Here is a 23,856-nt window from a genome sequence, read left to right as displayed (position 1 = left end):
AAAACCGTTGACCTTACATTAACTCTTCTTGAACTTCGCCACAGGTAAGCATTCCTTCGCCGTAGTACGGATTTTTGATTTCCTTACTGTCACTTATCCAATAGGCGCCTTTGTTGTTATCGTACATCGGGCAAAAGACTTTATATAAAGGCTTTTCGGTGCCAAAGGTCTTTGCTATATCGTAAAAATCCTTGCTTAGTGTAACCAAATGCTCACGCTGATGAGCGATATTCCCTAAGTTGTCTGAGATATGTTCAGCATGCTCCTGGATATCGGCAGCAATATCCTCGTATGTAGTTTTGTCTTCCGCACTGAACCCATCTGACTTGATTTTAGGAAGGGCCTCCAACATGCCTTTAGCGGCATTGGCAGCTTCTTTATCATTATCTGACGACAGAGCAAATGTTAAATGTTGGTAGTGAGCATACAATTCAGAAAAATTGCCCTGCTCATGGGATGTAGCATCATTGGCAGCAGGCGCCGTTTCAGTTGAATGATCTGCATGCGTGGTGCTTTCCGATTTCTTTTCTGCGTTTCCGTTACATGCTGTTAAAGCCAGCACTGAAGAGGCGATTAGGCCTAAAAATAAATGTTTCATTGTCATGATTTTTGTTAATTGTTAAAACTGTGTTATGTAATTTGTATATGTTGCTTTATTATTTACCGTTGTTAATCGTTTCTGTGACACTTCCGCACGTCAGCATCTTGTTGCCGTAATAAGGGTTCTTGATTGCGGATTCTTTACTTAGCCAGTTTGCGCCTTTTCCATTGTTGAACATCGAACAATGTTGGTAAAATACTGGTACAGCTTGATTTGATTCCTTCGCCAGTTCGTACATACTTTTAGAAAGTAAGGCAAAGGCTTGTCTTTGTTGTGAAACGTTTTTGGATTTGGTAATTGTTCCTGCGCTATTAGTTAGGTCATTCGTGACCTTCATCCATGCGTTATGTTCTTCTGAGGAAAGCTTCCCCATGTCCACGGCTTTAATCGAAACGACCATACTTGCCGCTTTCGAAGCCGCCATACTGGCATCGCTGCTTACAAGAGCATCTTTAATTGAAAAATAGTTGTCGAAAAGTGCTGTAAGTTGAGAGACGTTTTGAGCCGATTCATTTGCAAGGTTGACTTTGGCAAAACCGCTTGTATATGATAGTAATACAGTGATTACCATCAATATTCTTGATATTGATTTCATTCGTAGTTAAAAAAATAATAAAATAGGGGATTTCCGAAAACTGGTTTAGCTTTCGACAAGACACACTTTTGGCTAGGAAGCCAATTAAGCTATTTTAGGCGGTTGCCAGATGGAATGAAACCCTGAAGAATAATAGGGTTGATTGTGTAATGGGAATGATCTTTCGCTCTCAAAAAGAAAGGCCTTTTGAGAATCTTTAATATCGTGCATCCAAAATGTAGGAAAGGAGCTGTGACACGATTTCTGGCCGCAATTTCCTGAACAGTCAGTACTTGCATCGTCGTTGCAACAATCTTTTTCGCAAGAACCTTCAGCATGATGGCCATCTGAAGAATCATTGGAACAAGATTTTTCTTTTTTGACGACTTCAGTGGTATGAGATGAGCACGCGGAGGCTTCTGCTGGAATTAGAAAAAATCCCAGTAAACATAAACTCAAGAATATCTTTAGCATTTTAGACATATATCCCAGTTATGGTAAACCTCATCTTGGTGCAAACTTAAACTATTTTTTCTAAAAAGCATTGTTTTTTTGTGGAAAAAGTTACAAAGGGTACAACAATTATATTATTATACCCTTTGCGATTGGATTTCTTACGAACTTTCGGTATATCAAGAATTGATGGGTTCTATTTTAAAACCCGCCTGTTCCACGATGTCGATAACCTGCTGTTCAGTTGCACCATCGGAGGTAACGGTTAGCACCTTATCCTTGCTGCCTGTATCAACTTTCCAATGAGAAATCTCATTAGCTTTGTCCAAGTGAGGTTTTACAGATGCGATACAACCGCCGCAATTGATGTTTGTCTTGAATTTTAATTCTCTATTTTCCATTTTGTTAAACTTTATGTTTTATTAGATCATGTAAATTTCGGTATTATCTCGTTCAGTATTGTTGTGTAATTTCTTGTTTGATTTGTGAGATTTACTGATTTACTCTTTCAATTTTAACCGCAAGCTGTTGCTGATTACACTCACACTACTCAACGCCATTGCCGCACCTGCAATCATCGGGTTTAGCAAGAAACCGTTGATCGGATAGAGAATACCTGCGGCAATAGGGATACCTATAAGATTATAGATAAACGCCCAGAACAGGTTTTGCTTAATGGTGGCTACAGTTTGTTTTGACAATTTTATTGCCTGTGGTATTTTGGTCAAGTCCGATGAGATGATGGTCATTTTGGCTACATCCATCGCAATATCGCTTCCTTTACCCATCGCAATACTTACATCAGCGGTTGCGAGGGCCGTACTATCATTGATACCGTCACCAACCATTGCTACAACTTTGCCCTGCTGTTGTAGTTCTTTTACAAAGTCTGCTTTGTGCTGTGGCAATACCTCTGCCTTGTAATGTCTTATACCTGTTTGTCCTGCAATAGCTTTAGCGGTTGCTTCATTATCTCCGGTCAGCATATAGAGTTCGATCCCCATATCCTGCATTTCTTTGATTGCTTGTACGGAAGTTTCTTTAATCTTGTCCGATATGGCTAATACCGAAAGAGCCTGTTTGCTGTCTGAAAACCAAATAACCGTTTTTGACTGTTTTCCCCATTCATCTGCTTGTTTTAAAAGTTCGTCAGCAATGGTAATATTGTTGTCAGCTAACAACTTCTTATTACCAACATAGTACGTTTGATTATTATGGTTAGCTTTTGCACCTTTACCTGTAATACTATCAAACATCGATATCGAAGTAGCTGCCACGTCGTCAAGCTGCTTAACAATTGCTTCAGCTAATGGATGCTCAGATTGCTTCTCGATACTCAAAAGGATGTTTTTTGTTGCATCATAATTATTCAGCCATTGGATTCCTGTTACCTGCGGCCTACCTTCTGTAATAGTACCCGTTTTATCCAATACGATTGCATTTACTTTTTTGGCCAATTCAAGACTTTCGGCATCTTTAATCAAAATACCGTTTTCAGCACCTTTACCAACGCCTACCATAATAGCTGTAGGAGTAGCCAAGCCCAAAGCACAAGGACAAGCGATAACCAATACTGTAACGGCTGCCAATAATCCGTGTACTAGGCCGCTATCACCACCCAAAACCCACCACAATACAAATGTTAAGATTGCAATACAGATTACTATGGGAACGAAAATACTTGCAATTTTATCTACCAATTTTTGAACGGGTGCTTTGCTTCCCTGTGCATCCTGTACCATTTTTATGATTTGGGCAAGCATGGTTTCTTTACCTACTTTCACCGCCCTGAATTGGAAACTCCCTTTCTGGTTTATGGTTCCCGCAAATACCTTTTCGTTTTCGTTTTTCAGGATGGAAACAGGTTCGCCACTCAACATACTCTCATCAACATAGGAGCTACCGGAAGTTACCATACCATCAACCGCGATTTTTTCTCCGGGTTTTACAAGGATTGTATCGCCTGCGTTTACGTCTTCAATGGCTTTTTGTTTTTCAGTACCGTCTGCCTCTATTACCAGAACCGTTTTCGGCTGTAAGCCCATCAGTTTTTTAATGGCTGATGAAGTATTTCCTTTGGCTTTTTCCTCCAACAACTTTCCTAACAGGATAAATGCGATAATTACGGCTGCAGCTTCAAAGTATACGTGAGCTTCTAACCCCCTTTGTTCCCAAAAACTGGCAAACAACATATTGAATACACTAAATATATAGGCGATACCTGTACTCAAGGCTACTAATGTATCCATATTGGCGGAACGGTGTTTTGCCTGTTTCCATGCATTGATGAAAAAGTCTCTCCCTAACCATAGTACAACAGGCGTAGAGAACAACCACATAATTTCATTGCCATAAGGCATATTCATAAAGAACATACCAATTATCACCACTGGGAGTGACAGCACAAGAGCCCAAATAGTTTTATTTTTTAACATTCGGTATTTCTGAGCGTGGATCGTTTCCAGGGTTTCCTGCTGTTTACTTTCGTCTTCTACCAGTAAATCATACCCAACACCCTGAACGGCTTTTTGCAGTTTGAAGACATCGGTCAAATTTGGTAGATATTCAACAGTAAGATTGCCCGTAGCAAAGTTCACTGAGGCATTAACGACTCCCGGCTCATGTTTTACAATACTTTCTGCATTGCCTGCACAAGAAGCACAGGTCATACCCAATACCGGAAAGGTATCTTTTTTCGTATTTTGATTATTTATAGCCATATTTCGTTTGTGTTATTTTACACTACAAAATTGGGCATTATAATCATGGTGGCTATTGTGTAATTTTGGGATTGATTTGTAAGATTTACGGATTAGGAGGCGCTAAAATCTAATATATTTACTTAACTTCATCCAGCGGCTTTCTTTTATCTTCTCCGATCTGTTTGAAATGGCTTGGAGACAGTCCGGTTACCTTTTTGAACTGGTTGCTTAAATAGGCTACGCTTGAATAATTCAAGCGGAAAGCAATTTCACTCAAAGACAATTCATCATACACCAGTAATTCTTTTACCTTTTCAATCTTTTGGGCTATAAAGTATTTTTCGATGGTAGTGCCTTCTATATCTGAAAACAAATTGGACAAGTAATTATAATCGTGATGTAGTTGACTACTCAATACATCCGAAAGGTTGGTTTTGGCATCGTTGTCTTGATGATGAACCAGCTCGATAATAATATTTTTTATCTTTTCAATAATGCGGCATTTTTTGTCATCAATTATCTGAAAACCTAACGGATCCAAGGCTTCCTCCAGAACTTCTTTTTCGTTGAAAGTTAATTCTTTTGCAAGGGTAATTTCACCTAGTTTTATATTTTTAACAGCCAAACCGAGCTTATCTAGTTCGTTCTGAACGACCATGATACAACGGTTACAAACCATATTTTTAATAAATAACGTCGTCATATGTTAATTATAATACATACACAAAACTACAATTATTATGTAGGAACAAAGGAACTGAATAGCTTTTGTACAAAAATGTAGTATGTAGAAGAATTAATTTTTATATGACTAAATAAAACATCCCCTTAAATTTGGCTGCTTGGGGGATATTTTATTTCCAATACTTAAGAAGACGATCCTCATTTTTGCTATATACGTCAGTTAATAAACCTCACATACATAATGACATATAGCATTTTTACGTCTTTATCAAGAATCTAAGCCGCGGTTGCCATTTCTTCGCATGCCTGGGCACACTTTCTACAAGCGTCAGCACATTCACGGCAATGTTCCATACCCATTTGAGCGTGCTTTTCACATTCGTCTGCGCACGCATTACAGACATCGGCGCAAACACGGCAGATATGAGAACTGAAACTGCTTCCCAGACTCATCAAATCTGCTGCGGATTTACAAATAGACGCACATTCCAGATCCAACTGGATACATCTTCTCAAGTCCTGAACCTTTTCTTCCTTTAAACATTCTGTAGCGCAATGGCTGCAAGCTATTGCACATGCGTAGCATGCGTCAATGCAATTCTGATACTGTTGATGTGACATAATCGTTGTTTTTAATAGTTAAAAATTTAGTTAATTGACATTATCTTGTTATTGTTCTAAAGCCAATTTTGAATTTTGACATTACTTATGACCTCTTGCCAATAACCAATCTTGTAATTTTGAAATTTCCTTTTCCTGTGCCTCTATGATCTTCACTGCCATTTGCTTCATACTTTTATCAGATGAGCGGTCCTCCATTTGGTTAGGATTGATCTTCTGAAGGGAATCCTGCATTATCTGATTATGCTTAGCTCGGCCAGTTGTATCACTCTTTTTGTGTCGGTGCTGTGCGCTTGCTGCCAAGTTAGCCGGTATGTATATAATATATATACCCTATTTTTATAATCAAGAATACGTTCATAGCTATATTTTTTTAAAGCCTCATTATCAGCACGATTCGATTTGTGTAATCGAAAAAGACAACTACGACTATCCACTTGATGTTTTTTATCTTTAACAATCCTAAACTACTAAAGTTTACAATTTCTATATTAGACCATAAAAAAGCTATAAAGCGCGGCAAGGAAGAGCTATTCTATTATCCATCATTAATTGAGAGATAGATAACTTTTGCTGGACAGCACTTTTGGCATTAGACATTAGAAAAATGAATGACTTTTAGAGTATCGGCTGAGCATATATCTTCGACTGTTTAATTAATACAAAATGATGAATATATTAGTGTTTATTAAATGGGGGATTTTTGTTTTACACTTGCACCAAATGCTGCAAGTGGGGGTCATTCTTGATACCCTCCAATTCCATTTCGATAACATTACAATGTCTTGTTTTATCTGGCGATAATTACTATCAATCTGATGTTTCATCTTATCCTCGCCCTGCTCATCCATAAAGGATAGAATTTTCGGTATATTCTGATAGGCTTTGGTTTCCCTGACTATTTTGTCATTATCCACTACAATTTCAGCATGAAATATTTTCTGTTCGGTCAGTCCGATTTATTCCATGGTCTCTTGACAGGTTCATTCATTTAGGAGAGGGGAGCTTTAACAAAAGGAATCCGAGGTTTTGCGTTTAAGTAAAGATAACGTCAATGAATTCATTACTTGTCGAGTGCAACGACCTAATATATTTTTTTTAATACCTTTAGTGGAATTAAAGTAATACTTAAAAATGTATAAGACGAGTTTTAAAATAACCAAAATGGATTGTGCAAGTGAGGAACAATTAATCCGCATGAAATTGCAACATTTGGATACGGTAAAATCCCTTGATTTTGATATTCCTAACAGAAAACTAGACGCCTATCACGACGGTTCTCATGAGCCGATTCTCTCGGCTCTGGAAGCCTTGAACTTAAATACAACGCTAATTTTAACCGAAGCGAGTAATACCATTTTGGAGGAGGAAACAGGTGGCAACCAACGGAAGCTGCTATGGACAGTGTTAGTCATTAACTTCGTGTTTTTTGGATTAGAAATGCTATTTGGTATCTTTTCCAAGTCGATGGGACTTGTAGCGGACAGTCTGGACATGTTGGCAGACAGCATTGTTTATGCGTTGGCCTTATTTGCTGTGGGCGGTACGATCGCAAGAAAGAACTCTATAGCAAAATTTGCAGGGTATTTTCAGATTGTTTTAGCGCTTGTCGGTTTTATTGAAGTGATCAGGCGGTTTATCGGCGTCGAAAGTATGCCTGATTTTCAGACCATGATTATTGTCAGTTCTTTGGCATTGATTGCAAACGTAATTTGTTTGTACTTACTGCAAAAAAACAAAAGTAAAGAAGCTCATATGCAAGCGTCTATGATTTTCACCTCGAACGACGTGATTATTAATTCAGGTGTTATTGTTGCCGGCCTTTTGGTTAATTGGCTCAATTCGGGTTACCCCGATTTAATCGTTGGAGCGATTGTGTTTATCATCGTTGCCAGAGGAGCGTACCGGATTTTAAAGTTAGCTAACTAAGTCTTTTCAAAGTTATTAAATCCGAATTATTTTTCAGGAGAATCAATTTTGGCAACCTTAAGTGAAATTATTTTTTTCACTTAAGGTTGTTTCTCTTTTCCGTACCTCATAAAAGAAAACAGACAAATCCGTATCGTCAACGTACTCTTTCCGGTGTGTTCCATTCGGTTGATATCACCAAAGCAAATGTATATAATCTCCACTATTTGCAAGATGTCAAGCACCAACTATCTGAATATGCGCTTTTTTAGATAAGGGGTATTTATACGTTGAGCAGCAATGGATCTTTTTGATTCGGTCAATATTGTCTTGGAGACTCCAATAAGAATGAACCAAAAAGGCTATAAAAGCAACCTTATATTTTCAGGAAATCACGGAAAAGAATTAAAATATTGCTCTCTCAACTATGCTATCAGTTCACGATCAGGAGAATTATGCCAAAACCTTTAGCGGGTTCAAAACAAGAATACTGGTGAAAATAACGGCCATGACTTTGATCCAGTTTATGAACAAGTTATCTTCGACAGGAACAAAAACAACATCAAAATTCAAATCATTTAATTTCACTCAACGGGTTAAAATTATATATTGTTATACAATGTTCCGGATCATCTTACCAGTTTAATAGTGGATACAATTTTACCGGATTGATAAATCTGAATAACGATGTCTGCCGTTTTGATTGCACCACCACTGTCGAGACCTCCCATGGCAATCCCAGCATCAGCTAATGCCAGCACAGGTGCATCATTTTTCCCATCACTTACAAATGCGATTCGTTTTCCCTCGTCCAGTAGCCATTGAACTTTTCTGACTTTGTCTTCGGGCAATAAATCACCAAAGGCTTTATTAATATTCAACGCACGGGCGACTTTATCAACAACGCTTCCTTTATCACCGCTCAACATCATTGTTTGAATATTTAACTTATGTAAATCACAATAGTCTTTTTTATTTCATCAGCTTACTGACTCTCAATCCAATTTTTAGCCTCTTCTTTTTGGTCTATATTAAAATACTTAATTTCGGCGTTGGTAAAAAGCTTCATAAATTGGGTTATCCAATTCTGCCATTTTTTGTCGCCCACCATAGCAATCTTTTCATAGTCCTTGGCGTGGGCCGTGTCCATTTTCAAGTCTTCCAACAATCCTGGGTCCCATCCTGTAAAATCTTTCATCTCAAAATACCAACGGACTTTCATTCCTTTGTCCAGTATAGTGTGGATAAGTGGATGGATTTTTTCTATATCTTCTTTTCTCAATTTGCCTGAAGCGTTTGTTGCAACAATATTTTTTTCTTTTAACTCGATTATTTGTAACATTTTATATAGTTTTAAATTATTATTACCCTTCCAAATCATAAAACCATTCTTCTGCCTTTATGATGCCTTCTGATAAAGCTTCTTTTGCTGAAATATCCTTTTTTTCGATAAGCTCTTTAGCAATGGCCAGGGCTTTTTCACGGACAATAGGATTCAAGGCGTCCAAGTCAGTTTTAAAATCTTCAAACATCCAGTCCATAGCCTCATTTTAAGGGTTAAAAAGTTCTTTTTCAGGGTCTATTTCATCCTTTGACTTTTTGTCCAAGAAATAATCCAACATAATGCCCACCACAATAGCTCCCACGAACGCTGCATATATTTGCCATTCATATTGAATTATCAAAGAAAGGCTAATGAGTATCGCCAAAATTGGCAATATCGGCACTCTCCAAATAGCTAATGGGACTTTAAAAGGTCTTTCTTTATAGGGTGCTTTGAAACGCAATACGATAAGGGCAATATTCACGGCAACAAAAACAAGCAACGCGCCTAAAGAGGACATTCCTGCTACTATTTTAATATCTCCCAACAATAAAAATCCAGCAACTGCGGCCACAACCACAAGGGTAGTAACCCACGGAACCTTCTGTGCATTGGTTTTGGTCATAAATTTCGGAAGTTCACGCAGGTCTGCCATTCCAAAAAGTAACCTACTAATTGAAATAATTCCACTAAAGGCAGCATTTGCAGTAGCAAAAAGTGCTGCGATAGCCAACGCAACAGGCAACCAACCGTTGAGACTGGATGCCGCAAGTGAAAGTGGTGAATCCACTTTGGCCAGTTCGGAAGGGTCAGCAATGTTTAGTACCGTAAAAGAAATGAGTAGATAGATAATAGTTGTAAACACCATTGTTAATAAAAAAGCACGAGGAATGGTTTTTCCTGGATTTTTAACCTCCGAACCCAAAGCCGCCATATGTTCAAAACCAGTATAAACAAAAAACAAAGTTGCGGTTGCCGCTAAAGTACCCGAAACGGATTCCACTTTAAAAAATTCTGCCTTTGGAGGACCGGTTTCTGAAAGTCCGACCGCAATGAGAATGAAGAGACCTAACAATTGGATACTGACCATTACAATATTTGCCGTAGATGATTTTTTGATACCCGTAATGCTTATCAATGCAAGAACCAACAACACTCCATAACTAACTAGTCGGGGAGGCACGTTAAAAAACGTATTGAAATACCCCGAAAAGGCAAGTAGCACCGCTGCAATGGTGGCCGAACTGTGAAACGCAATCGTCCAACCCGTAAGAAAGGACGGAATGTCAATTTTCGGAAATGCTTTGCGTACAAAAATAAATTCCGCGCCTGCATTGGGATAGGTAGAGGACAACTCTGCATACGACATTGCAGAGACGCTGGCAGCAATTGCTGCAAAAATGAAACTCAACCATAGGTCTGTACCTGCCTGTCCAGCAGCTGCGCCGATTACAGTATATATTCCTGCGCCAACAATAGTACCTACGCCATAAAAAGTGAGTCGAAGGATGCCTAATGATTTCTTTAGTTCCGCCATATTTTATTTAGTAAACTGATGGTTTTCGTACAAACGGTACAATGAAAGTGCTTATGTAAATTTGTACGGTATTTACCTTTGGTGTTTTCCTCAAAAACCGCATATTTTGTCATTCCGACCCCATTATTAATCTGATGAATCAAACCTTTATCCTCGAAAATCTTGAGATCGCGATAAAAGGTCGTTCTGTTTGCAGTTTATTGGTTTCGCTTTTTTCAATAAACGCCTTTTTTAAATCTGAAAAAGACACGGCACTTTGCTTCCATTCCGGGAACTTGTATCGCTTCGACCTCATTTGAGTAGGCCGAACCCCTCGGTTTAAAAGTATTTTTTGCATCTTTGTCATTTTAACATTGATTAAATTTATTTTTATAAGCTAAAAGCCTTAATGCATTGAAAACCACAAGTAATGTTGAACCTTCGTGGATGATCACCGCAATACCGATATTGGCAAACCCAAAAATGGTTGATGGTATAAGCAGGGCAACAATGCCGAGACTGACCCAAAGGTTTTGCTTGATAATGGCCTTTGCCTTCCTACTTAAGCCTATGGCAAAGGGTAGGGTTTCCAGTTTATCGGCCATTAGGGCAATGTCAGCTGTTTCCAACGCCACATCACTGCCGGCAGCACCCATCGCTATGCCTACGGTACTGTTTGCCATTGCGGGTGCATCGTTGACACCATCGCCTACCATTGCGACTTTGGATTCCTGTTCTTTTAATTTTTTTATAGCATCTACCTTTTCTTCCGGTAACAGGCTTCCCCAAGCATCGGTCAAACCAATTTCTTTAGCGACGGCATCGGCAACCTTTTGATTGTCCCCAGTTAGCATTATCATCCGTTTGATGCCGATTTCCTTTAACTTTTTCAATGTCTCCTTGGCAGTTTCCCGTGGAGTGTCCATCAAGGCGATGATACCAATATATTCATTGTTCTTTCTTATGAGCATTGTGGTATTTCCTCCCCCTTCAAGCTCCTTCACTTTGGTAGATATTTCATCGGATGGTTTTGAATCATCGAGATCTTCGTACAAATCAAGATTTCCAATATAGATTTTATCCTTGCCCAAGGAAGCTTTGATGCCTTTTCCATGAACAGCTTCCAAGTCAGACGCATCAGTAATTTTGGCACCGCCCAAACGCTCTTTTCCATCTCTTACGACGGCTTTGGCCAAAGGATGATCGCTCAAATTTTCAACGGCAACGGCTATCTTTAACAGCTCATTTTCTTCCATATTCCCCAATGGTACTACTTCTGTAAGTTTAGGCTTTCCTTCGGTAAGCGTACCTGTTTTATCAAAAGCCAAAGCTGTTATGACCCCTAGATCCTCAAGCGGTCGCCCACCTTTGATAAGTACCCCACCGCGAGCCGCTCGCGCCACCCCGCTTAATACAGCACTCGGTGTTGAAATTGCAAGAGCACAGGGGCTAGCTGCTACCAATACGGCCATTGCACGGTAAAAGCTGGCGCTAAACGGTTCATCAATGACCAGAAAGGCAAAGAGCAGGATACCAACCAGTACAAGTACGGATGGGACAAAGTATTTTTCGAACTTATCGGTCAACAGCTGGGTAGGAGATTTCTGGGTCTGTGCCTCGTTGACCAGTTTGACAAGTCGGGACAAGGTAGAGTCCTTGGCTTCTCTGATTACCTTTATTTCCAAAGTATTATTACCGTTGATAGTTCCAGAGAACACACGGTTTTCATCCTTGATATCATCGTCTGCCGAATAATCTCTACTGGTATCTTCCACAGGAATTTTATCCACGGGCACACTTTCTCCGGTGATAGGTGCTTGGTTAACGCTGCTTTGTCCATTGACTACGACTCCATCAGCAGATATTTTACTGTTCGGCTTGACCACAATGATATCGCCTTTTCTCAACTCTTCAATCCCGACCTCTACGGTCTTGCCGTCTTTTTTAAGCAAGGCTGTTTTTGCTGCAAGGTCCGCGAGCGCCGCAATGCTTTTTCTTGCTCTGTTCATTGCGTAATGTTCCAAGGCGTGCCCAAGACTAAACAGGAACAGCAAGAGTGCACCTTCTGCCCATTCTCCCAGAATGGCGGCACCAATGGCAGCGACCAGCATCAAGAAGTCAATTTCAAAACCGCCTTTGGCGACGGTCTGTACTGCTTCCTTGGCCGTAAAGAAACCACCGAAAAAGTAAGCGCCAATATATAAAGTAAGACTAACCCAATCTGGGATGGATTCCACATAGGAAAGCCCGAAACCTATTCCGAGAAGTACCCCGCAGATAATGGAAAAAATAAGCTCTGAATTTTTACCGAAAACACCACTGTGGGCGTGCTCTTCTCCTTCCTCGTGAGTCTCGTCCTTTTTGTGCTCATGCCCCTCTGGGGAAATTTCCACTTTTGTATCTTCCTTCTGTGAACGTTCCTGTTTTTTTCTGGATGAATTGGTGTAATTATTTTCGTTTGAAGAACTCCGCTGAATTCGAAGGTCTCCTTTTTCAATTTGGTTACTTATTTCATCGAAATTTGTTTGCTTTTTATCAAACTCAAGCCGTACCATTCCAGAGGCCGAAACAGAAGCCTCCAAAACCCCATTGATTGCCAAAAGGTTTTTCTCGATGGAACGAGCCTGTCTTGTGTGTCTGATTCCTTTAACTTCAATGAGCAAATGTCCGTATTTTTCGGTAATCTCGGCACCAGTCCGTTCGGCTAACGATTGAATGCGGTCTATAGAAATGATATCAGGGTCATAATGAAAACAGAGCAGTGGCACGCCATCTCCGTGCGCATCGGCAACGTGTACTTTTTCAATGCCTTCTTTAGCCTGTAGTTCTTGAATGAGCCTTTCAACACAAGTATCTTTTTCGTTTGGAACTTGCGGAAGGATAACCGGGATTTTTAATTGTAGTTTTTTCATTCTTTGCAATTTTTTATCCATTCTTTGGCATTGTTTTTTTCTTCTGGCTTATAAAATTCTATATGAGCTTCAGAGAAAGAAACCAATGTCTCAGTAAATTGTTCTTGTCGTTTACCGCTTCCCACTAAAGCGGTACGCTTTAAATGCGTTTCATTCGCAGTATTTAACACAAATTGCCCCTGCATTTCTCACAAATGCCCTTTACCACCAAGTTAATATCCTCCGTGATATAACCATCAGGTAAATTGATATGAGGAATTTTGTACTCGGTTAAACACACAGTTTCCTTACAATTTGTGCAATGAAAGTGCAAATGGAGGTCGTTATCGACCTCACACTTACAACTCTCTTCGCAAAGGGCATATTTTATAATTCCCGTCCCATCCTCGATTTGATGCACAACTCCTTTCTCTTCAAACACTTTCATAGTCCTAAATAGGGTGCTTCTTTCACTGACCTTAAAAGCCTTTTCTAAATCGCCAAGGCTGATGGCCACATTCATCTCTGCTAGCCGCTTATAAGTCATAAGACGTATAGCCGTAGGGCGTATACCTATGCTTTTAAAAAATTGAACTATTTTCTCCATTTGTTAAGAAAGAAATTTACAGATCGTATCGCTTCAAGGATTCACCCGTTTTGATTTGAAAGGCGTCCTCGATGTTAGACAAATAAATAATGCCATCTCCCGGCACTTCTGTTTTACCATGAGCTAAAATGATTTCAACGGCTGTTTGAGCCTCTTCATTTTGGCAAACTAATTCAATTTTAACCACAGGACTGTCCGTTACATGAAAATCAAGGGAAGGTCTAGCTCCTTTTGCCTTAAATGCCCCAGTTCCTTCAGCTTGTGAAAGGGTCATGCTTTTAAACCCATTATCGGTCAATGCTTCAATGATTTCCTGTATTCTGAGTGGTTTTACAAATGCTTTTATTTCTTTCATGTTTTAATATTTTAATATTTTGATCCGAGCCGATCTTTTAATTTTAACTATCAAACTAGGAAAATTAAAATACAGTGAATCAAATCCTTGATTATTATTAGATTAATGTCCGTGCTCCAGTTCCCCTTTTACCATTTCTGAAGACAGGTTATAAGCCCCGTTTATCACAACTTTGGCATCCTTTGAAATTTCGGCAGGAAGGTTGACTTCAACAAAGCCCAAATCAGCAATCCCGACCGTTACAGGTATCATTTTAAATTTCATCTTGTCCGATTCCATTTCTTTATCTTCATCCAAAATAAAAATAAAAGATTGCTCGCCTTCCTTTATAATGGCAGCTTCCGGTACAGCAAGACCATTTTTCTCGCCCTGCACTATTCGCCCTTCCACGTACATACCTGGCAATAGGTTTTTATCCTTGTTTTCTATATCTGCCAAAACTTCCAAAGCTTTTGGGTCGGTGTTGAAAGTTTTGCCTATAGATCGAACAGTTGCTTTAAGCAGTTCATCTGGGTGCGAGGCCGTGGAGAAATATATCTGTTGCCCTTTCTTAAGTTGATTTATATCCTTCTCATATACTTTGAAGTTGACATAAATTTTTGAATTATCGCTTATTGAGAACATTTTGGATTGTGTACCCACATAATCTCCCAAACTTATCATTACTTCATTAACGTAACCACTTATTGGCGTGGTAATGGGGACGGCCGAATATATTTGGCCGTCCGCCACTTTGTCCGGGTTAATTCCCAACAATCTCAATTGGGACCGCAAACCATTGACGGCGGATGTTGTGGAACGAAATCTTGACTGTGCCATCTGAAATTCCTTGCCAGAAGAAACGCCTTTGTTATAAAGGGTCTTCTTGCGTTCAAAATCCTGTTTCAAAAAGACCAGTTCGTCATTTTTTTCCTGATAATCCTGTTGCATCGCAATGATATCTGGGTGCTCTATATATGCCAAAACCTGACCTTTGCTTACGTTATCTCCAGGGATTACTTTTATGGAACTCACATTTCCACCAACAAAAGGGCTTATGTTCGCCTTGTCCTGCGGGAAAAGTTCCAGCGTTCCTGTTACCTTAATGTTGTTTCCTAAATTGCGTTCCTCCAGAGGTTTCATTTCCAAACCAATGGTTTGGGCCTGTTGCTTGGTGAGTTCCACAACGCCTTCTTCCTCGCTGTGACCTCCTTCTTCTTCATTGTGGCCTTCCTCGCCGTGTGCATCTTCTCCAACTTCATTGGTTTTTGAAACACCTTCAGTTTCGTTATGCCCAGCTTCTGATTTTGGAGCGTCGTTACAACTCATAAACATAAGTGTAAATAGTACGGTACTTACTAATAATATATTCTTCATTTTTCTTTTATTAAGATTAGAGATTACCCAATTGATATTGCACCTCAATAGACTGTTGGTTATATTGATTGATATATTGTAAATGGTTTTGTTTAATCCTGATAGCACTGTTGAGAATTGTGATGTAATTGACATAACCTATTTCACCTTCTTTAGATGCTAATTGCGCTGTTGTAATTTGTTGCTCCGCCAACAATAGTGCGCCTTCTTGGTAATATTGCAAAGTCTTCTTTGTTTTTTCAAGTGATTTTATCAATTGCGAAACGCGACTTTCTACTACCGCTTTCTGCTCCAAATATTGATTCTCTGCTACCATGGCGTCTGCCTTGGCTGCCTTAACTCTTGACTTCTGCGGGAAAAACCATAACGGGATACTAATTCCTGCCTGATAGCTGTTAAACCCTGAAACTTCATCCACCACCTGTCTTCCATACGAGAAATTGAATTTTGGCAGGAATTGCGATTTTTCAACACCCACGTTTGCTTTACTTACTTCTACGTTTTGCAACGCATATTGTAACATTGGGTTATTGGTTACCGAAGTTGAATCCAATGTTGCCATAAAGTCCAATGGCTCGTAAGCACCATCTACCGTCTCGATATTTTCATCGATTCCCAAATATTGTTTTAAGGAACGTTTGGCAATTTCAATATCATCATAGGCTTGTTGTCTTAAAACTTGAATCTGTTGAAATTCGGAAGAAGCTGAAATAAATTCCAATTTGCCGGTTTCTCCGGTATCATACCGAAGTTGGGCAGCGGTCTTAAAATTAGCATAAATACTGTCCAATTGATCTGCAAAATGCAACTGTGCCTTGTAATAATTAATTTGGTCATACGCCTGCATTACATTGCGCACCAACTGTTGTTCATTGGCCACATAAAGCTTTTCTCCCAAGACAATACGCTCTTTGTAAAACTTCGATTTGGAAAAGCCGGAAAGAAAATCAATATTTCCCTGTTGCACACCAACGGTTGTCTGTATTCCGGGTAGATTATTGCCATATTCTTCCTTGCCAGTGAATACTTCCGTACTACCAAGGTCAAAACTGGTGCCTTTCATCGCCTTTTCCCGTTCAATAAGAGCTTGGCTTTCCTTAAGCGTCGGATAATTCTGTTTTGCCATAGCAATGGCCTCATCAACGGTTAAGGTCTTTGGGATTGTACCACCTTGATCGGTATCTTGGGCAAAGACAGTTCCAGAAGCCATCAAACCTCCAACCATCAATAATACCGTTATAATGTTGGTTGATCTGTTGACATAGCTTACACCTCTATCAGTATTGTTCCGTTCCTTTCTCGATTCCACCCAATAATAAAGAATAGGAATAACCACCAAAGTCAAAAATGTTGCCGTAAGCATTCCTCCAATAACTACTGTTGCCAATGGTCGCTGTACTTCTGCACCACCAGAGGTGGAAACCGCCATTGGGATAAAGCCCATAATTGTTGTAATGGCAGTCAATAAAATGGGGCGTAAACGTTCGTGCGTAGCTTCGTATATACGTTTTTTTAAATCTGTCATTCCACTTTCTTTTAATTCATTGAATTTGTTTATGAGTATCAGACCGTTTAAAACCGCTACTCCAAAGAGTACGATAAACCCGACCCCTGCCGAAATACTGAAAGGCATTCCACGGATCAACAAAACGAAAACCCCGCCTATTGCCGACAAAGGCACTGCCATATAAATCATCAAAGCCTGTGAAAATGAATTTAAAGCGAAATAAAGCAGGATAAATATTGTTAGCAGAACGATGGGCACCACTATCATCAATCGGTCTGATGCACGTTGCAGGTTTTCAAATGATCCTCCATAAGTGACGTAATAACCTGGTGGCAGTTCCACTTCCGTTTCCAGTTTTTGCTGAATTTCCTCGACCATCGATTTAACATCGCGTCCACGAACATTTACACCCACAGATATACGACGCATAGTGTTGTCCCTTGAAATTTGCATTGGCCCGGATTTATAACTGATATCCGCGACTTCCTTTAGAGGCACTTGAGCACCGTTCGGCAGGTCTATATAAAGATTTTTTAAGCTATTGATGTCTTGTCTAAAGTCCTCTGCCAACCTGATGACCACATCAAAACGCTTTTCGCCTTCAAAAATCACACCTGCCTTTTCGCCTGCAAAGGCGGCACTTACATAATCATTCAATTTATCCACGGTTACACCGTATTGTGCCATTTTTGCGCGGTTATACACCACTGTCATTTGTGGCAAACCGCTTGTAGCCTCTACGTTAAGGTCTGCTGCACCCGGCACTTCACGTATTACCGCTGCGATTTCCTGTACCTTGTCTGCCAGCACGCCCAAATCTTCTCCATACAATTTGATGGCCACGTCCTCACGAACTCCAGTAAGCAATTCATTAAAACGAAGTTCCACGGGTTGGGTAAACACGAAATTTACACCCGGAACAACTGAGATTTTTTCTTGTATTTTTTCAATGAGTTCTTCTTTGCTGTCGGCGGAAGTCCATTTACTCTTGTCCTTTTCAAGAATAATGTAACTATCGGCAATGTCCATTGGCATAGGGTCTGTTGGTATTTCTGCCACCCCAATTCTTGAAACTACCGTTTTTACTTCCGGAAACTCATTGATTAAATTCTGAAGTTTCTCTGAAGCTTCAATCGATTCTGTAAGACTGCTCCCCGGTTTTATTAATGCTTGAAAGGCAATATCGCCTTCATCAAATTTTGGGACAAATTCTGCTCCCATATTGCTAAAAATAATTCCTGCAATCAAGAATAGCGCAACCGCGCCGATAATAACTCCTGCTTTAAAACGAAGTGCAAAATTCAATATGGGCAGATAGGCACGATTCAAAACCCCCATAATTTTATTACTGATTCTGTCGATCTTATTTTCAAATTTAGCAAACCAACTATTTTGATTTTTGGCAGGTTTTAAAAATAATGACGACATCACTGGCACGTAGGTAAGACAAAGGATTATTGCTCCTAAAACCGCAAAACCAAAGGTGAACGCCATTGGTCGGAACATTTTCCCTTCCACACCAGTTAAAAACAGAATAGGTGTAAAAACAATAAGAACAATTAGTTGACCGAAGAAGGCAGAATTCATCATTTTACTTGAAGAATCATAGGCTATTTCATCCATCTCGGATTGTCCCATAATTGCATTGGATTTCTTCATCCGTTGATAAATGTGAAAAACCGTTCCCTCCACTATAATTACCGCGCCGTCAACAATAATTCCAAAATCAATTGCACCCAAGGACATTAAATTTGCCCAAATACCAAATTGCTTCATCAAAATAAATGCGAACAATAAGCACAAGGGGATTATCGAAGCTGCTATCAAACCGCCCCGGAAGCTACCTAAAAGGAGTACCAAAACGAATATTACAATGAGTGCCCCTTCAATTAGATTTGTTTTAACGGTACTTGTGGTTCTCTCAATCAGTTCACTTTGGCTTAAGAATGTATCGATATATACGCCTTCAGGCAAGGATTTTTGTATTTCCTTTATACGCGTTTCGACATTTTCTATTACCTTAGCCGGGCTTTCGCCTTTTAGCATCAGAATCTGTCCGCCAACAGTTTCATGACCATCTTGGGTAAATGCACCGTAGCGCACTTGGCTTCCGTAACCCACTTTTTCGGCAACATCGCGAATCAAGACAGGGCTTCCGTTTTGAGTGGTTACCACCGTGTTCTCCAAATCTTCAATACTTCGTGCCAAGCCTTCGCCACGGATAAAATTGGCTTGGTGGTTTTTTTCAATATAGGCACCGCCCGTATTGGCATTATTCACTTCAAGGGCTTCAAAAACCTGATTCATCGTGATGCCAAAGCTTTTTAACTTACCTGGATTTATGGCAACCTCATATTGCTTTACATAACCCCCAAAAGCATTTACTTCTACAACTCCAGGAACTAATGCCATTTGGCGTTTTACGATCCAATCTTGGATGGTGCGTAGCTCCGTTGCATCATATTTTTCTTCATAACCTTCCTTTACTTTAAGGGTGTACTGATAGATTTCCCCCAAACCTGTTGTAATTGGAGCCATAAAAGGTGTGCCGAAACCTTCGGGAATTTCTTCAGCAACTTCAGTTAATTTTTCTTGTACTAATTGTCGTGGTAGATAGGTTCCAGTCTCATCCTTAAAAACAATAGTAACTACAGACAGACCAAAACGAGACACCGAACGCAGTTCGACCACGTCAGGCAGATTCGCCATGGCCAACTCCACCGGAAAAGTTACAAATTGTTCTATATCTTCTGTCCCCAAGTTTGGGGCCACGGTAATAACTTGTACTTGGTTGTTCGTAATATCAGGTACGGAGCCCAAATTTATAGTGGACATAGACCAGATACCGGTACCCACTAGTGCCACTATGAACAAGCCAATAATAAATTTATTATTTATGGAAAATGAAATGATTTTATTAATCATAGAAAAAATATTAATTCAGTTGAAGATTTACGATGCAAATAGGTGCAACGCATTTATTACGCAATGCTTATCTTGAGAAGCATCCCGTTAGGATATAGCTATCCGTAAAACTGAATTATACTTGAGGGGGTTGGAAGAGAGATTCCAGATATCTGGGATAGAAGTTAACTGTATATAAATTGAACGGCTCTTTATCTTCAAACTTTAATAGATTGACCGGATCCGTATTGTTGTTGGCAACAAATAACATCAAAGGATGACAACATTGATGATTCGAATGAACCGGTATATTCTCTTTATCCGAATTATTATGATGTCCTTCATTTTTTGCATCATTATCGATGTAATCTTCAACTACATATTCAAGGAAAGAGTCACCGTAAATTTTATGGTCTTGGTAATGGGAAATAATGCTTGAAATTGCTTTAACTGGCCCACAAAAGTCCATATCAATGCTAATTCCCTGAAAAAAGAATAGAAACGACATCAATATGGAAGCAATTGTTTTCATAAATTTTTACAAATATACGAATTAATCGATGCACAGGTTGTGCAAAAACTGTTGCTGCTCTCTATTAACTAATCTTAGTTAACATTAAATAGTGATACCCGATATTGGGTTACTTTATTCTTGATAGAGAACAAATAATACTTTTCTCTCAACCATAAACTTACACGGACCAGTAATATTAATACCGGTACTTCTACCAAAGGACCGATAACGCCAACAAAGGCCTGCGGTGAATGGATACCAAATACTGCGATCGAGACCGCCATGGTAAGTTCGAAATTATTGCCCGTGGCAGTAAAGGCAATGGATGCATTTTTAAAGGCACCTGAAGTGACCTGTTGATAAAAACGCTGATAAGGAACATCAGTACAAAAAAAATAACCAGCGGTATGGCCACTTTGACAACTATTATGTGTTCCATAAAGGTGCCGATACGTTTTTGTGCGCATCCAAATATGTGAAGGTCAATTTGATATGGCCAATAAAGTAGATTCCCCTAAGTGATTCTACTTAGGGGAATCTTTCCATGTTCAGAAACTTCATTTTTATATCATTTAAACAAATAGTAGGAACTAAATCACTTTTGAGAAATCTAGGCCGCAGCTGACATTTCTTCGCAGGCCTGCGCACACTTTCTACACGCTTGGGCACAATCTCGGCAGTGATTCATGCCCATTTCAGCATGCTTTTCGCATTCGTCTGCACAAGTCTGACAGATATCCGCGCAAACCCGGCAGATATTACCGCTGAAGTTGCTTCCCAAGCTCATTATATCAGCCGAGGATTTACAAATAGATGCACATTCCAAGTCTAACTGGATACATCTTCTCAATTCCCGGACGTTTTCTTCCTTTAAACATTCTGAAGCACAATGGCTGCAGGCAACCGCACATGCATAGCACGCGTCGATGCAGTTCTGGTATTGTTGGTGTGACATGATTTGTAGTTTTAAGTTATTATTTAATTCATTGATGTTCTAAAGCCATAAATCTTAACAGTCTTAAAGTCATAAAGTTTACAATCCCTTAATAAAAGAAATTATGCATAAAATGTAAAAGAGGCGAACCAAAATTACAAATCATCCGGTTTGAAGCCAATCCGTTTTCTTGGTGGACTAGGGTGGTCCTGTTTTTCCAGCAACTCATCCAAGTACTTAAACACAATCTCCATGTTTTTATCTTGGTTATTCAGTTTGGACTTGATTTTTTCAACTTCTAACCGAATCTCAATATTATCGGCAAGCATTTGACGTATATGAGTGAATACTCGGATTATCTGAATGTTGACTTGAATTGCTCGCGAACTATTGAGCACGCTTGACAACATTGCTACGCCCTGTTCTGTAAATACCATAGGCGCATATTTTATATTTCCGCCTTGCTTCAAGGTGCCATTTTGGCTCCTTGAATATCGGGATTCTTCAGGAGTCAATTCGAACATGAAATCTTCTGGAAAACGCTCTATATTACGTCTTACTTGTCGTTTGAGCTGTTTGGTTTCAACTTCATAAAGTGCCGCCAAATCTGAATCAAACATTACTTTTTGATTCCTGATATAGTAAATCTTGCTGATGACAATTTCATCTGGTATTCTTAATTCTTTGTTTTCCATAACTTAAAAATAATTAACCTTTCAAAGCTCTTAATTTACTCTCTTCATTCTCCTCTAAACGATTCCTAAGATTCGCCATATCCTGACTAACCTTCTGCTCAACTACCTTTGCGTAAATCTGGGTTGTCCTGATGGTGGTGTGCCCTAACATCTTACTCACCGTCTCAATGGGAACTCCATTGGAAAGGGTAACCGAGGTGGCGAAGGTGTGTCTCGCCAGGTGAAACGTTAAATGCTTCTTGATGCCGCATAGATCGGCCACTTCTTTTAGATAGCTGTTCAGCTTTTGGTTTGAAATCACTGGAAACATTGTGCCGTGTGCAATTGCCCGAGGATTGTCTTTGTATTTTTCAATGATCGCTGCTGCCTTTGGAAGGATAGGGACATTAACTGACGTGTCGGTTTTTTCACGCATCGTTTTGATCCAACGATTACCATCGGTTCCCAAGAGAATATTATCTGGGGTCAACTGCATTACGTCGATGTAGGCGATCCCGGTGTAGCAGCTGAAAACAAAAAGATCTTTCGCATATTGAATGCGCTGTACCGAGAACTCTTTTTTCTCAATTTTAGACAGTTCATCGCTGGTTAAAAAGTCGCGCTCTACTTTTTGCATCTTTAGTTTGTAAAGTTCGAAGGGATTCTTTTCGATCCAGCCGAGTTTTACACCTAGGCGCACCATTTTACGAAACCGCTCCAGATGTTTCATGACGCCGTTGTTCGCCATTCCCTTGTGGTGATCGGTTGGTTCATAGGTCCGCAAAAAATACTCGAATTGAGTGATAAATTTATAATCCAGTTCGGAGAGATAGATATCGGGCTTCTTGAACTGTTGTAACACAAATTCCTTTAGGTACTTTGCTGTTGTGAAATAATTTTTAAGCGTTCCAAAGGCGAGGACTTCTTTCATGTGTAAATTATGATACTCTATCAATGAGTGAAGTGTGTTTTCCTGTTCCACTTCTCCCAAATACATATTCTTAATTGCCTCAGGGGTGATTAACTTCTTGGCCATAACCATCTCCTGATAATAACCCGATAGAATGCCTCTTACTTGCTCCAGAAATCCATTGAGGATTTTAAGATCGGTATTTTTCGTTTTTGCAATGCCTCTTGACGGATTCCAATCAGAAAGTTTTACTCTTTTCTTGAGGGACATCTCAATTCTGGCTCCGTTGACTGTAATTCTTACATAAATCGGAGCGCTTCCGTTTTTTTCTTTGTTCATTCGAAGAATGAAATGAACACCGAATGTGTTTGCTGTTCTCATACACTACTTTTTTAAAGATTAACATAAACTGATATGAACTATTCTGTCCAAACAGGTCACCAGAAAGCCAAAAAAGTAATTCATCTTGATCTATTTGAGTCTAAATATTATTGATACAATAATCTGTATATCAAATACTTAAACTCTTTCCGGTGACCAAATTTAAAAAAATAAATGAGGTCACCTAATAGTTCTCAGAAGGTATGGATTGAAACGAATTAATATGAACTGTTTAAAAGCAAAAAAGCCCCTAAATCGTATGATTTAGAGGCTTTTGGATCCAGATGAACTGGTTTCCGTCGGGGTGGCAGGATTTTCTACCACTATCCTAATTCGTTGATTATGTGCTCATTATCAAGTGATCTGCAAAAAGGGTAACCGAATAGGTCCCATTTAATTCGTCCTACTTTGTAGGCTTTTTGGCATTTCTTGATAGAATC

The 23,856-nt window shown here is 39.5% G+C and carries 22 protein-coding genes and 3 pseudogenes; 2 read left to right on the top strand and 23 right to left on the bottom strand.

The genetic code is table 11. The annotated features are described in order from the left end of the window. Nucleotides 1-13 precede the first annotated feature (13 nt). From D3P12_RS07235 to D3P12_RS07200, 8 genes are all read right to left on the bottom strand, one after another. On the bottom strand, nt 14-598 hold the full coding sequence (locus tag D3P12_RS07235) for a DUF3347 domain-containing protein (RefSeq protein WP_245977409.1): 585 nt from the start codon (nt 596-598) through the stop codon (nt 14-16). A 58-nt stretch (nt 599-656) separates the two neighbouring features. Next, nucleotides 657-1,172, bottom strand: a complete 516-nt coding sequence (locus tag D3P12_RS07230; protein WP_118194346.1) for a DUF3347 domain-containing protein — start codon at nt 1,170-1,172, stop codon at nt 657-659. Nucleotides 1,173-1,285: 113 nt separating this feature from the next. Continuing rightward, nucleotides 1,286-1,534, bottom strand: a complete 249-nt coding sequence (locus tag D3P12_RS07225) for a hypothetical protein (protein WP_118194345.1) — start codon at nt 1,532-1,534, stop codon at nt 1,286-1,288. A 273-nt stretch (nt 1,535-1,807) separates the two neighbouring features. Then, nucleotides 1,808-2,029: a heavy-metal-associated domain-containing protein gene (locus D3P12_RS07220; RefSeq protein WP_118194344.1), complete on the bottom strand. Its 222-nt coding sequence runs from the start codon at nt 2,027-2,029 to the stop codon at nt 1,808-1,810. A 99-nt stretch (nt 2,030-2,128) separates the two neighbouring features. Then, entirely contained in the window at nt 2,129-4,348 is a 2,220-nt protein-coding gene (locus D3P12_RS07215) for a heavy metal translocating P-type ATPase (RefSeq protein ID WP_118194343.1), read from the bottom strand. Between the two features lie 118 nt (nt 4,349-4,466). Beyond that, nucleotides 4,467-4,988 carry a helix-turn-helix domain-containing protein gene (locus D3P12_RS07210; protein WP_449369343.1) on the bottom strand — a complete coding sequence of 174 codons (522 nt, stop codon included), beginning with the start codon at nt 4,986-4,988 and terminating at the stop codon, nt 4,467-4,469. A 302-nt stretch (nt 4,989-5,290) separates the two neighbouring features. Then, complete coding sequence (locus tag D3P12_RS07205; protein ID WP_118194341.1) at nt 5,291-5,635, bottom strand: four-helix bundle copper-binding protein; 345 nt, start codon at nt 5,633-5,635, stop codon at nt 5,291-5,293. Between the two features lie 81 nt (nt 5,636-5,716). Then, nucleotides 5,717-5,938 (bottom strand): DUF305 domain-containing protein, encoded by a 222-nt coding sequence (locus D3P12_RS07200; RefSeq protein ID WP_118194340.1) that lies wholly within the window; start codon nt 5,936-5,938, stop codon nt 5,717-5,719. A gap of 861 nt (nt 5,939-6,799) precedes the next feature. On the opposite strand from D3P12_RS07200, the gene D3P12_RS07190 reads away from it, so the two are divergent. Both D3P12_RS07190 and D3P12_RS15570 read left to right on the top strand, forming a co-directional pair. Beyond that, nucleotides 6,800-7,564, top strand: coding sequence for a cation transporter (locus D3P12_RS07190; RefSeq protein ID WP_446014093.1), 765 nt, complete (start codon nt 6,800-6,802; stop codon nt 7,562-7,564). Nucleotides 7,565-7,707: 143 nt separating this feature from the next. After that, nucleotides 7,708-8,125 (top strand): annotated as a pseudogene (locus D3P12_RS15570) (IS982 family transposase); the annotation flags it as partial. A 47-nt stretch (nt 8,126-8,172) separates the two neighbouring features. On the opposite strand, the gene D3P12_RS07185 reads toward D3P12_RS15570, so the two are convergent. The 15 genes and pseudogenes from D3P12_RS07185 to D3P12_RS07110 all read right to left on the bottom strand — a co-directional run bounded on the left by D3P12_RS07185 (nt 8,173) and on the right by D3P12_RS07110 (nt 23,416). Beyond that, the gene (locus D3P12_RS07185; RefSeq protein WP_245977408.1) at nt 8,173-8,475 is read right to left on the bottom strand and encodes an HAD family hydrolase; all 303 of its coding nucleotides are present in this window, start codon (nt 8,473-8,475) and stop codon (nt 8,173-8,175) included. Nucleotides 8,476-8,528: 53 nt separating this feature from the next. Continuing rightward, complete coding sequence (locus tag D3P12_RS07180; RefSeq protein WP_118197017.1) at nt 8,529-8,885, bottom strand: SpoIIAA family protein; 357 nt, start codon at nt 8,883-8,885, stop codon at nt 8,529-8,531. A gap of 22 nt (nt 8,886-8,907) precedes the next feature. Next, on the bottom strand, nt 8,908-9,084 hold the full coding sequence (locus D3P12_RS15440) for a hypothetical protein (RefSeq protein ID WP_165438723.1): 177 nt from the start codon (nt 9,082-9,084) through the stop codon (nt 8,908-8,910). 9 nt (nt 9,085-9,093) lie between these two features. Then, nucleotides 9,094-10,404: an APC family permease gene (locus D3P12_RS07175; RefSeq protein ID WP_118194338.1), complete on the bottom strand. Its 1,311-nt coding sequence runs from the start codon at nt 10,402-10,404 to the stop codon at nt 9,094-9,096. Beyond that, a pseudogene (locus D3P12_RS15740) lies at nt 10,392-10,577 on the bottom strand (hypothetical protein); the annotation flags it as partial. The pseudogene D3P12_RS15740 and the gene D3P12_RS07175, both read right to left, overlap by 13 nt. Before the next feature lie 174 nt (nt 10,578-10,751). Next, nucleotides 10,752-13,295 (bottom strand): heavy metal translocating P-type ATPase, encoded by a 2,544-nt coding sequence (locus tag D3P12_RS07160; RefSeq protein ID WP_118197016.1) that lies wholly within the window; start codon nt 13,293-13,295, stop codon nt 10,752-10,754. Beyond that, nucleotides 13,292-13,480 carry a SpoIIAA family protein gene (locus D3P12_RS07155; protein WP_118194335.1) on the bottom strand — a complete coding sequence of 63 codons (189 nt, stop codon included), beginning with the start codon at nt 13,478-13,480 and terminating at the stop codon, nt 13,292-13,294. The genes D3P12_RS07160 and D3P12_RS07155 overlap by 4 nt, the downstream gene beginning before the upstream one ends. Nucleotides 13,481-13,897: 417 nt before the next feature. After that, nucleotides 13,898-14,236, bottom strand: a complete 339-nt coding sequence (locus D3P12_RS07145; protein WP_118194333.1) for a P-II family nitrogen regulator — start codon at nt 14,234-14,236, stop codon at nt 13,898-13,900. Nucleotides 14,237-14,338: 102 nt separating this feature from the next. After that, nucleotides 14,339-15,592, bottom strand: a complete 1,254-nt coding sequence (locus D3P12_RS07140) for an efflux RND transporter periplasmic adaptor subunit (protein ID WP_118194332.1) — start codon at nt 15,590-15,592, stop codon at nt 14,339-14,341. 16 nt (nt 15,593-15,608) lie between these two features. Continuing rightward, the gene (locus D3P12_RS07135; RefSeq protein ID WP_118194331.1) at nt 15,609-20,024 is read right to left on the bottom strand and encodes a CusA/CzcA family heavy metal efflux RND transporter; all 4,416 of its coding nucleotides are present in this window, start codon (nt 20,022-20,024) and stop codon (nt 15,609-15,611) included. A gap of 115 nt (nt 20,025-20,139) precedes the next feature. Beyond that, entirely contained in the window at nt 20,140-20,535 is a 396-nt protein-coding gene (locus tag D3P12_RS07130) for a hypothetical protein (RefSeq protein WP_205941071.1), read from the bottom strand. 74 nt (nt 20,536-20,609) lie between these two features. After that, nucleotides 20,610-20,941: pseudogene (locus tag D3P12_RS07125) on the bottom strand (arsenic resistance protein); the annotation flags it as partial. A 186-nt stretch (nt 20,942-21,127) separates the two neighbouring features. Continuing rightward, nucleotides 21,128-21,205, bottom strand: a complete 78-nt coding sequence (locus D3P12_RS15735; RefSeq protein WP_375557974.1) for a four-helix bundle copper-binding protein — start codon at nt 21,203-21,205, stop codon at nt 21,128-21,130. A gap of 401 nt (nt 21,206-21,606) precedes the next feature. Continuing rightward, nucleotides 21,607-22,146 (bottom strand): ORF6N domain-containing protein, encoded by a 540-nt coding sequence (locus D3P12_RS07115; RefSeq protein WP_118194329.1) that lies wholly within the window; start codon nt 22,144-22,146, stop codon nt 21,607-21,609. A gap of 13 nt (nt 22,147-22,159) precedes the next feature. Then, nucleotides 22,160-23,416 (bottom strand): site-specific integrase, encoded by a 1,257-nt coding sequence (locus D3P12_RS07110; protein WP_118194328.1) that lies wholly within the window; start codon nt 23,414-23,416, stop codon nt 22,160-22,162. Nucleotides 23,417-23,856: the final 440 nt, after the last annotated feature.

The sequence above is a fragment of the Pedobacter indicus genome, assembly GCF_003449035.1.
In the GTDB taxonomy this organism is placed as follows: domain Bacteria; phylum Bacteroidota; class Bacteroidia; order Sphingobacteriales; family Sphingobacteriaceae; genus Albibacterium; species Albibacterium indicum.
Note: the sequence above shows the minus strand (reverse complement) of the source record. Positions and strands in the feature narration are given on the sequence as shown.

Coding starts and splice junctions, on each gene's coding strand:
- D3P12_RS07235 (WP_245977409.1), bottom strand. CDS start 598: ATGAAACATTTATTTTTAGGCCTAATCGCCTCTTCAGTGCTGGCTTTA.
- D3P12_RS07230 (WP_118194346.1), bottom strand. CDS start 1,172: ATGGTAATCACTGTATTACTATCATATACAAGCGGTTTTGCCAAAGTC.
- D3P12_RS07225 (WP_118194345.1), bottom strand. CDS start 1,534: ATGATTCTTCAGATGGCCATCATGCTGAAGGTTCTTGCGAAAAAGATT.
- D3P12_RS07220 (WP_118194344.1), bottom strand. CDS start 2,029: ATGGAAAATAGAGAATTAAAATTCAAGACAAACATCAATTGCGGCGGT.
- D3P12_RS07215 (WP_118194343.1), bottom strand. CDS start 4,348: ATGGCTATAAATAATCAAAATACGAAAAAAGATACCTTTCCGGTATTG.
- D3P12_RS07210 (WP_449369343.1), bottom strand. CDS start 4,988: ATGGTCGTTCAGAACGAACTAGATAAGCTCGGTTTGGCTGTTAAAAAT.
- D3P12_RS07205 (WP_118194341.1), bottom strand. CDS start 5,635: ATGTCACATCAACAGTATCAGAATTGCATTGACGCATGCTACGCATGT.
- D3P12_RS07190 (WP_446014093.1), top strand. CDS start 6,800: ATGGATTGTGCAAGTGAGGAACAATTAATCCGCATGAAATTGCAACAT.
- D3P12_RS07185 (WP_245977408.1), bottom strand. CDS start 8,475: ATGATGTTGAGCGGTGATAAAGGAAGCGTTGTTGATAAAGTCGCCCGT.
- D3P12_RS07180 (WP_118197017.1), bottom strand. CDS start 8,885: ATGTTACAAATAATCGAGTTAAAAGAAAAAAATATTGTTGCAACAAAC.
- D3P12_RS15440 (WP_165438723.1), bottom strand. CDS start 9,084: ATGGACTGGATGTTTGAAGATTTTAAAACTGACTTGGACGCCTTGAAT.
- D3P12_RS07175 (WP_118194338.1), bottom strand. CDS start 10,404: ATGGCGGAACTAAAGAAATCATTAGGCATCCTTCGACTCACTTTTTAT.
- D3P12_RS07160 (WP_118197016.1), bottom strand. CDS start 13,295: ATGAAAAAACTACAATTAAAAATCCCGGTTATCCTTCCGCAAGTTCCA.
- D3P12_RS07155 (WP_118194335.1), bottom strand. CDS start 13,480: ATGCAGGGGCAATTTGTGTTAAATACTGCGAATGAAACGCATTTAAAG.
- D3P12_RS07145 (WP_118194333.1), bottom strand. CDS start 14,236: ATGAAAGAAATAAAAGCATTTGTAAAACCACTCAGAATACAGGAAATC.
- D3P12_RS07140 (WP_118194332.1), bottom strand. CDS start 15,592: ATGAAGAATATATTATTAGTAAGTACCGTACTATTTACACTTATGTTT.
- D3P12_RS07135 (WP_118194331.1), bottom strand. CDS start 20,024: ATGATTAATAAAATCATTTCATTTTCCATAAATAATAAATTTATTATT.
- D3P12_RS07130 (WP_205941071.1), bottom strand. CDS start 20,535: ATGAAAACAATTGCTTCCATATTGATGTCGTTTCTATTCTTTTTTCAG.
- D3P12_RS15735 (WP_375557974.1), bottom strand. CDS start 21,205: ATGAATCACTGCCGAGATTGTGCCCAAGCGTGTAGAAAGTGTGCGCAG.
- D3P12_RS07115 (WP_118194329.1), bottom strand. CDS start 22,146: ATGGAAAACAAAGAATTAAGAATACCAGATGAAATTGTCATCAGCAAG.
- D3P12_RS07110 (WP_118194328.1), bottom strand. CDS start 23,416: ATGAGAACAGCAAACACATTCGGTGTTCATTTCATTCTTCGAATGAAC.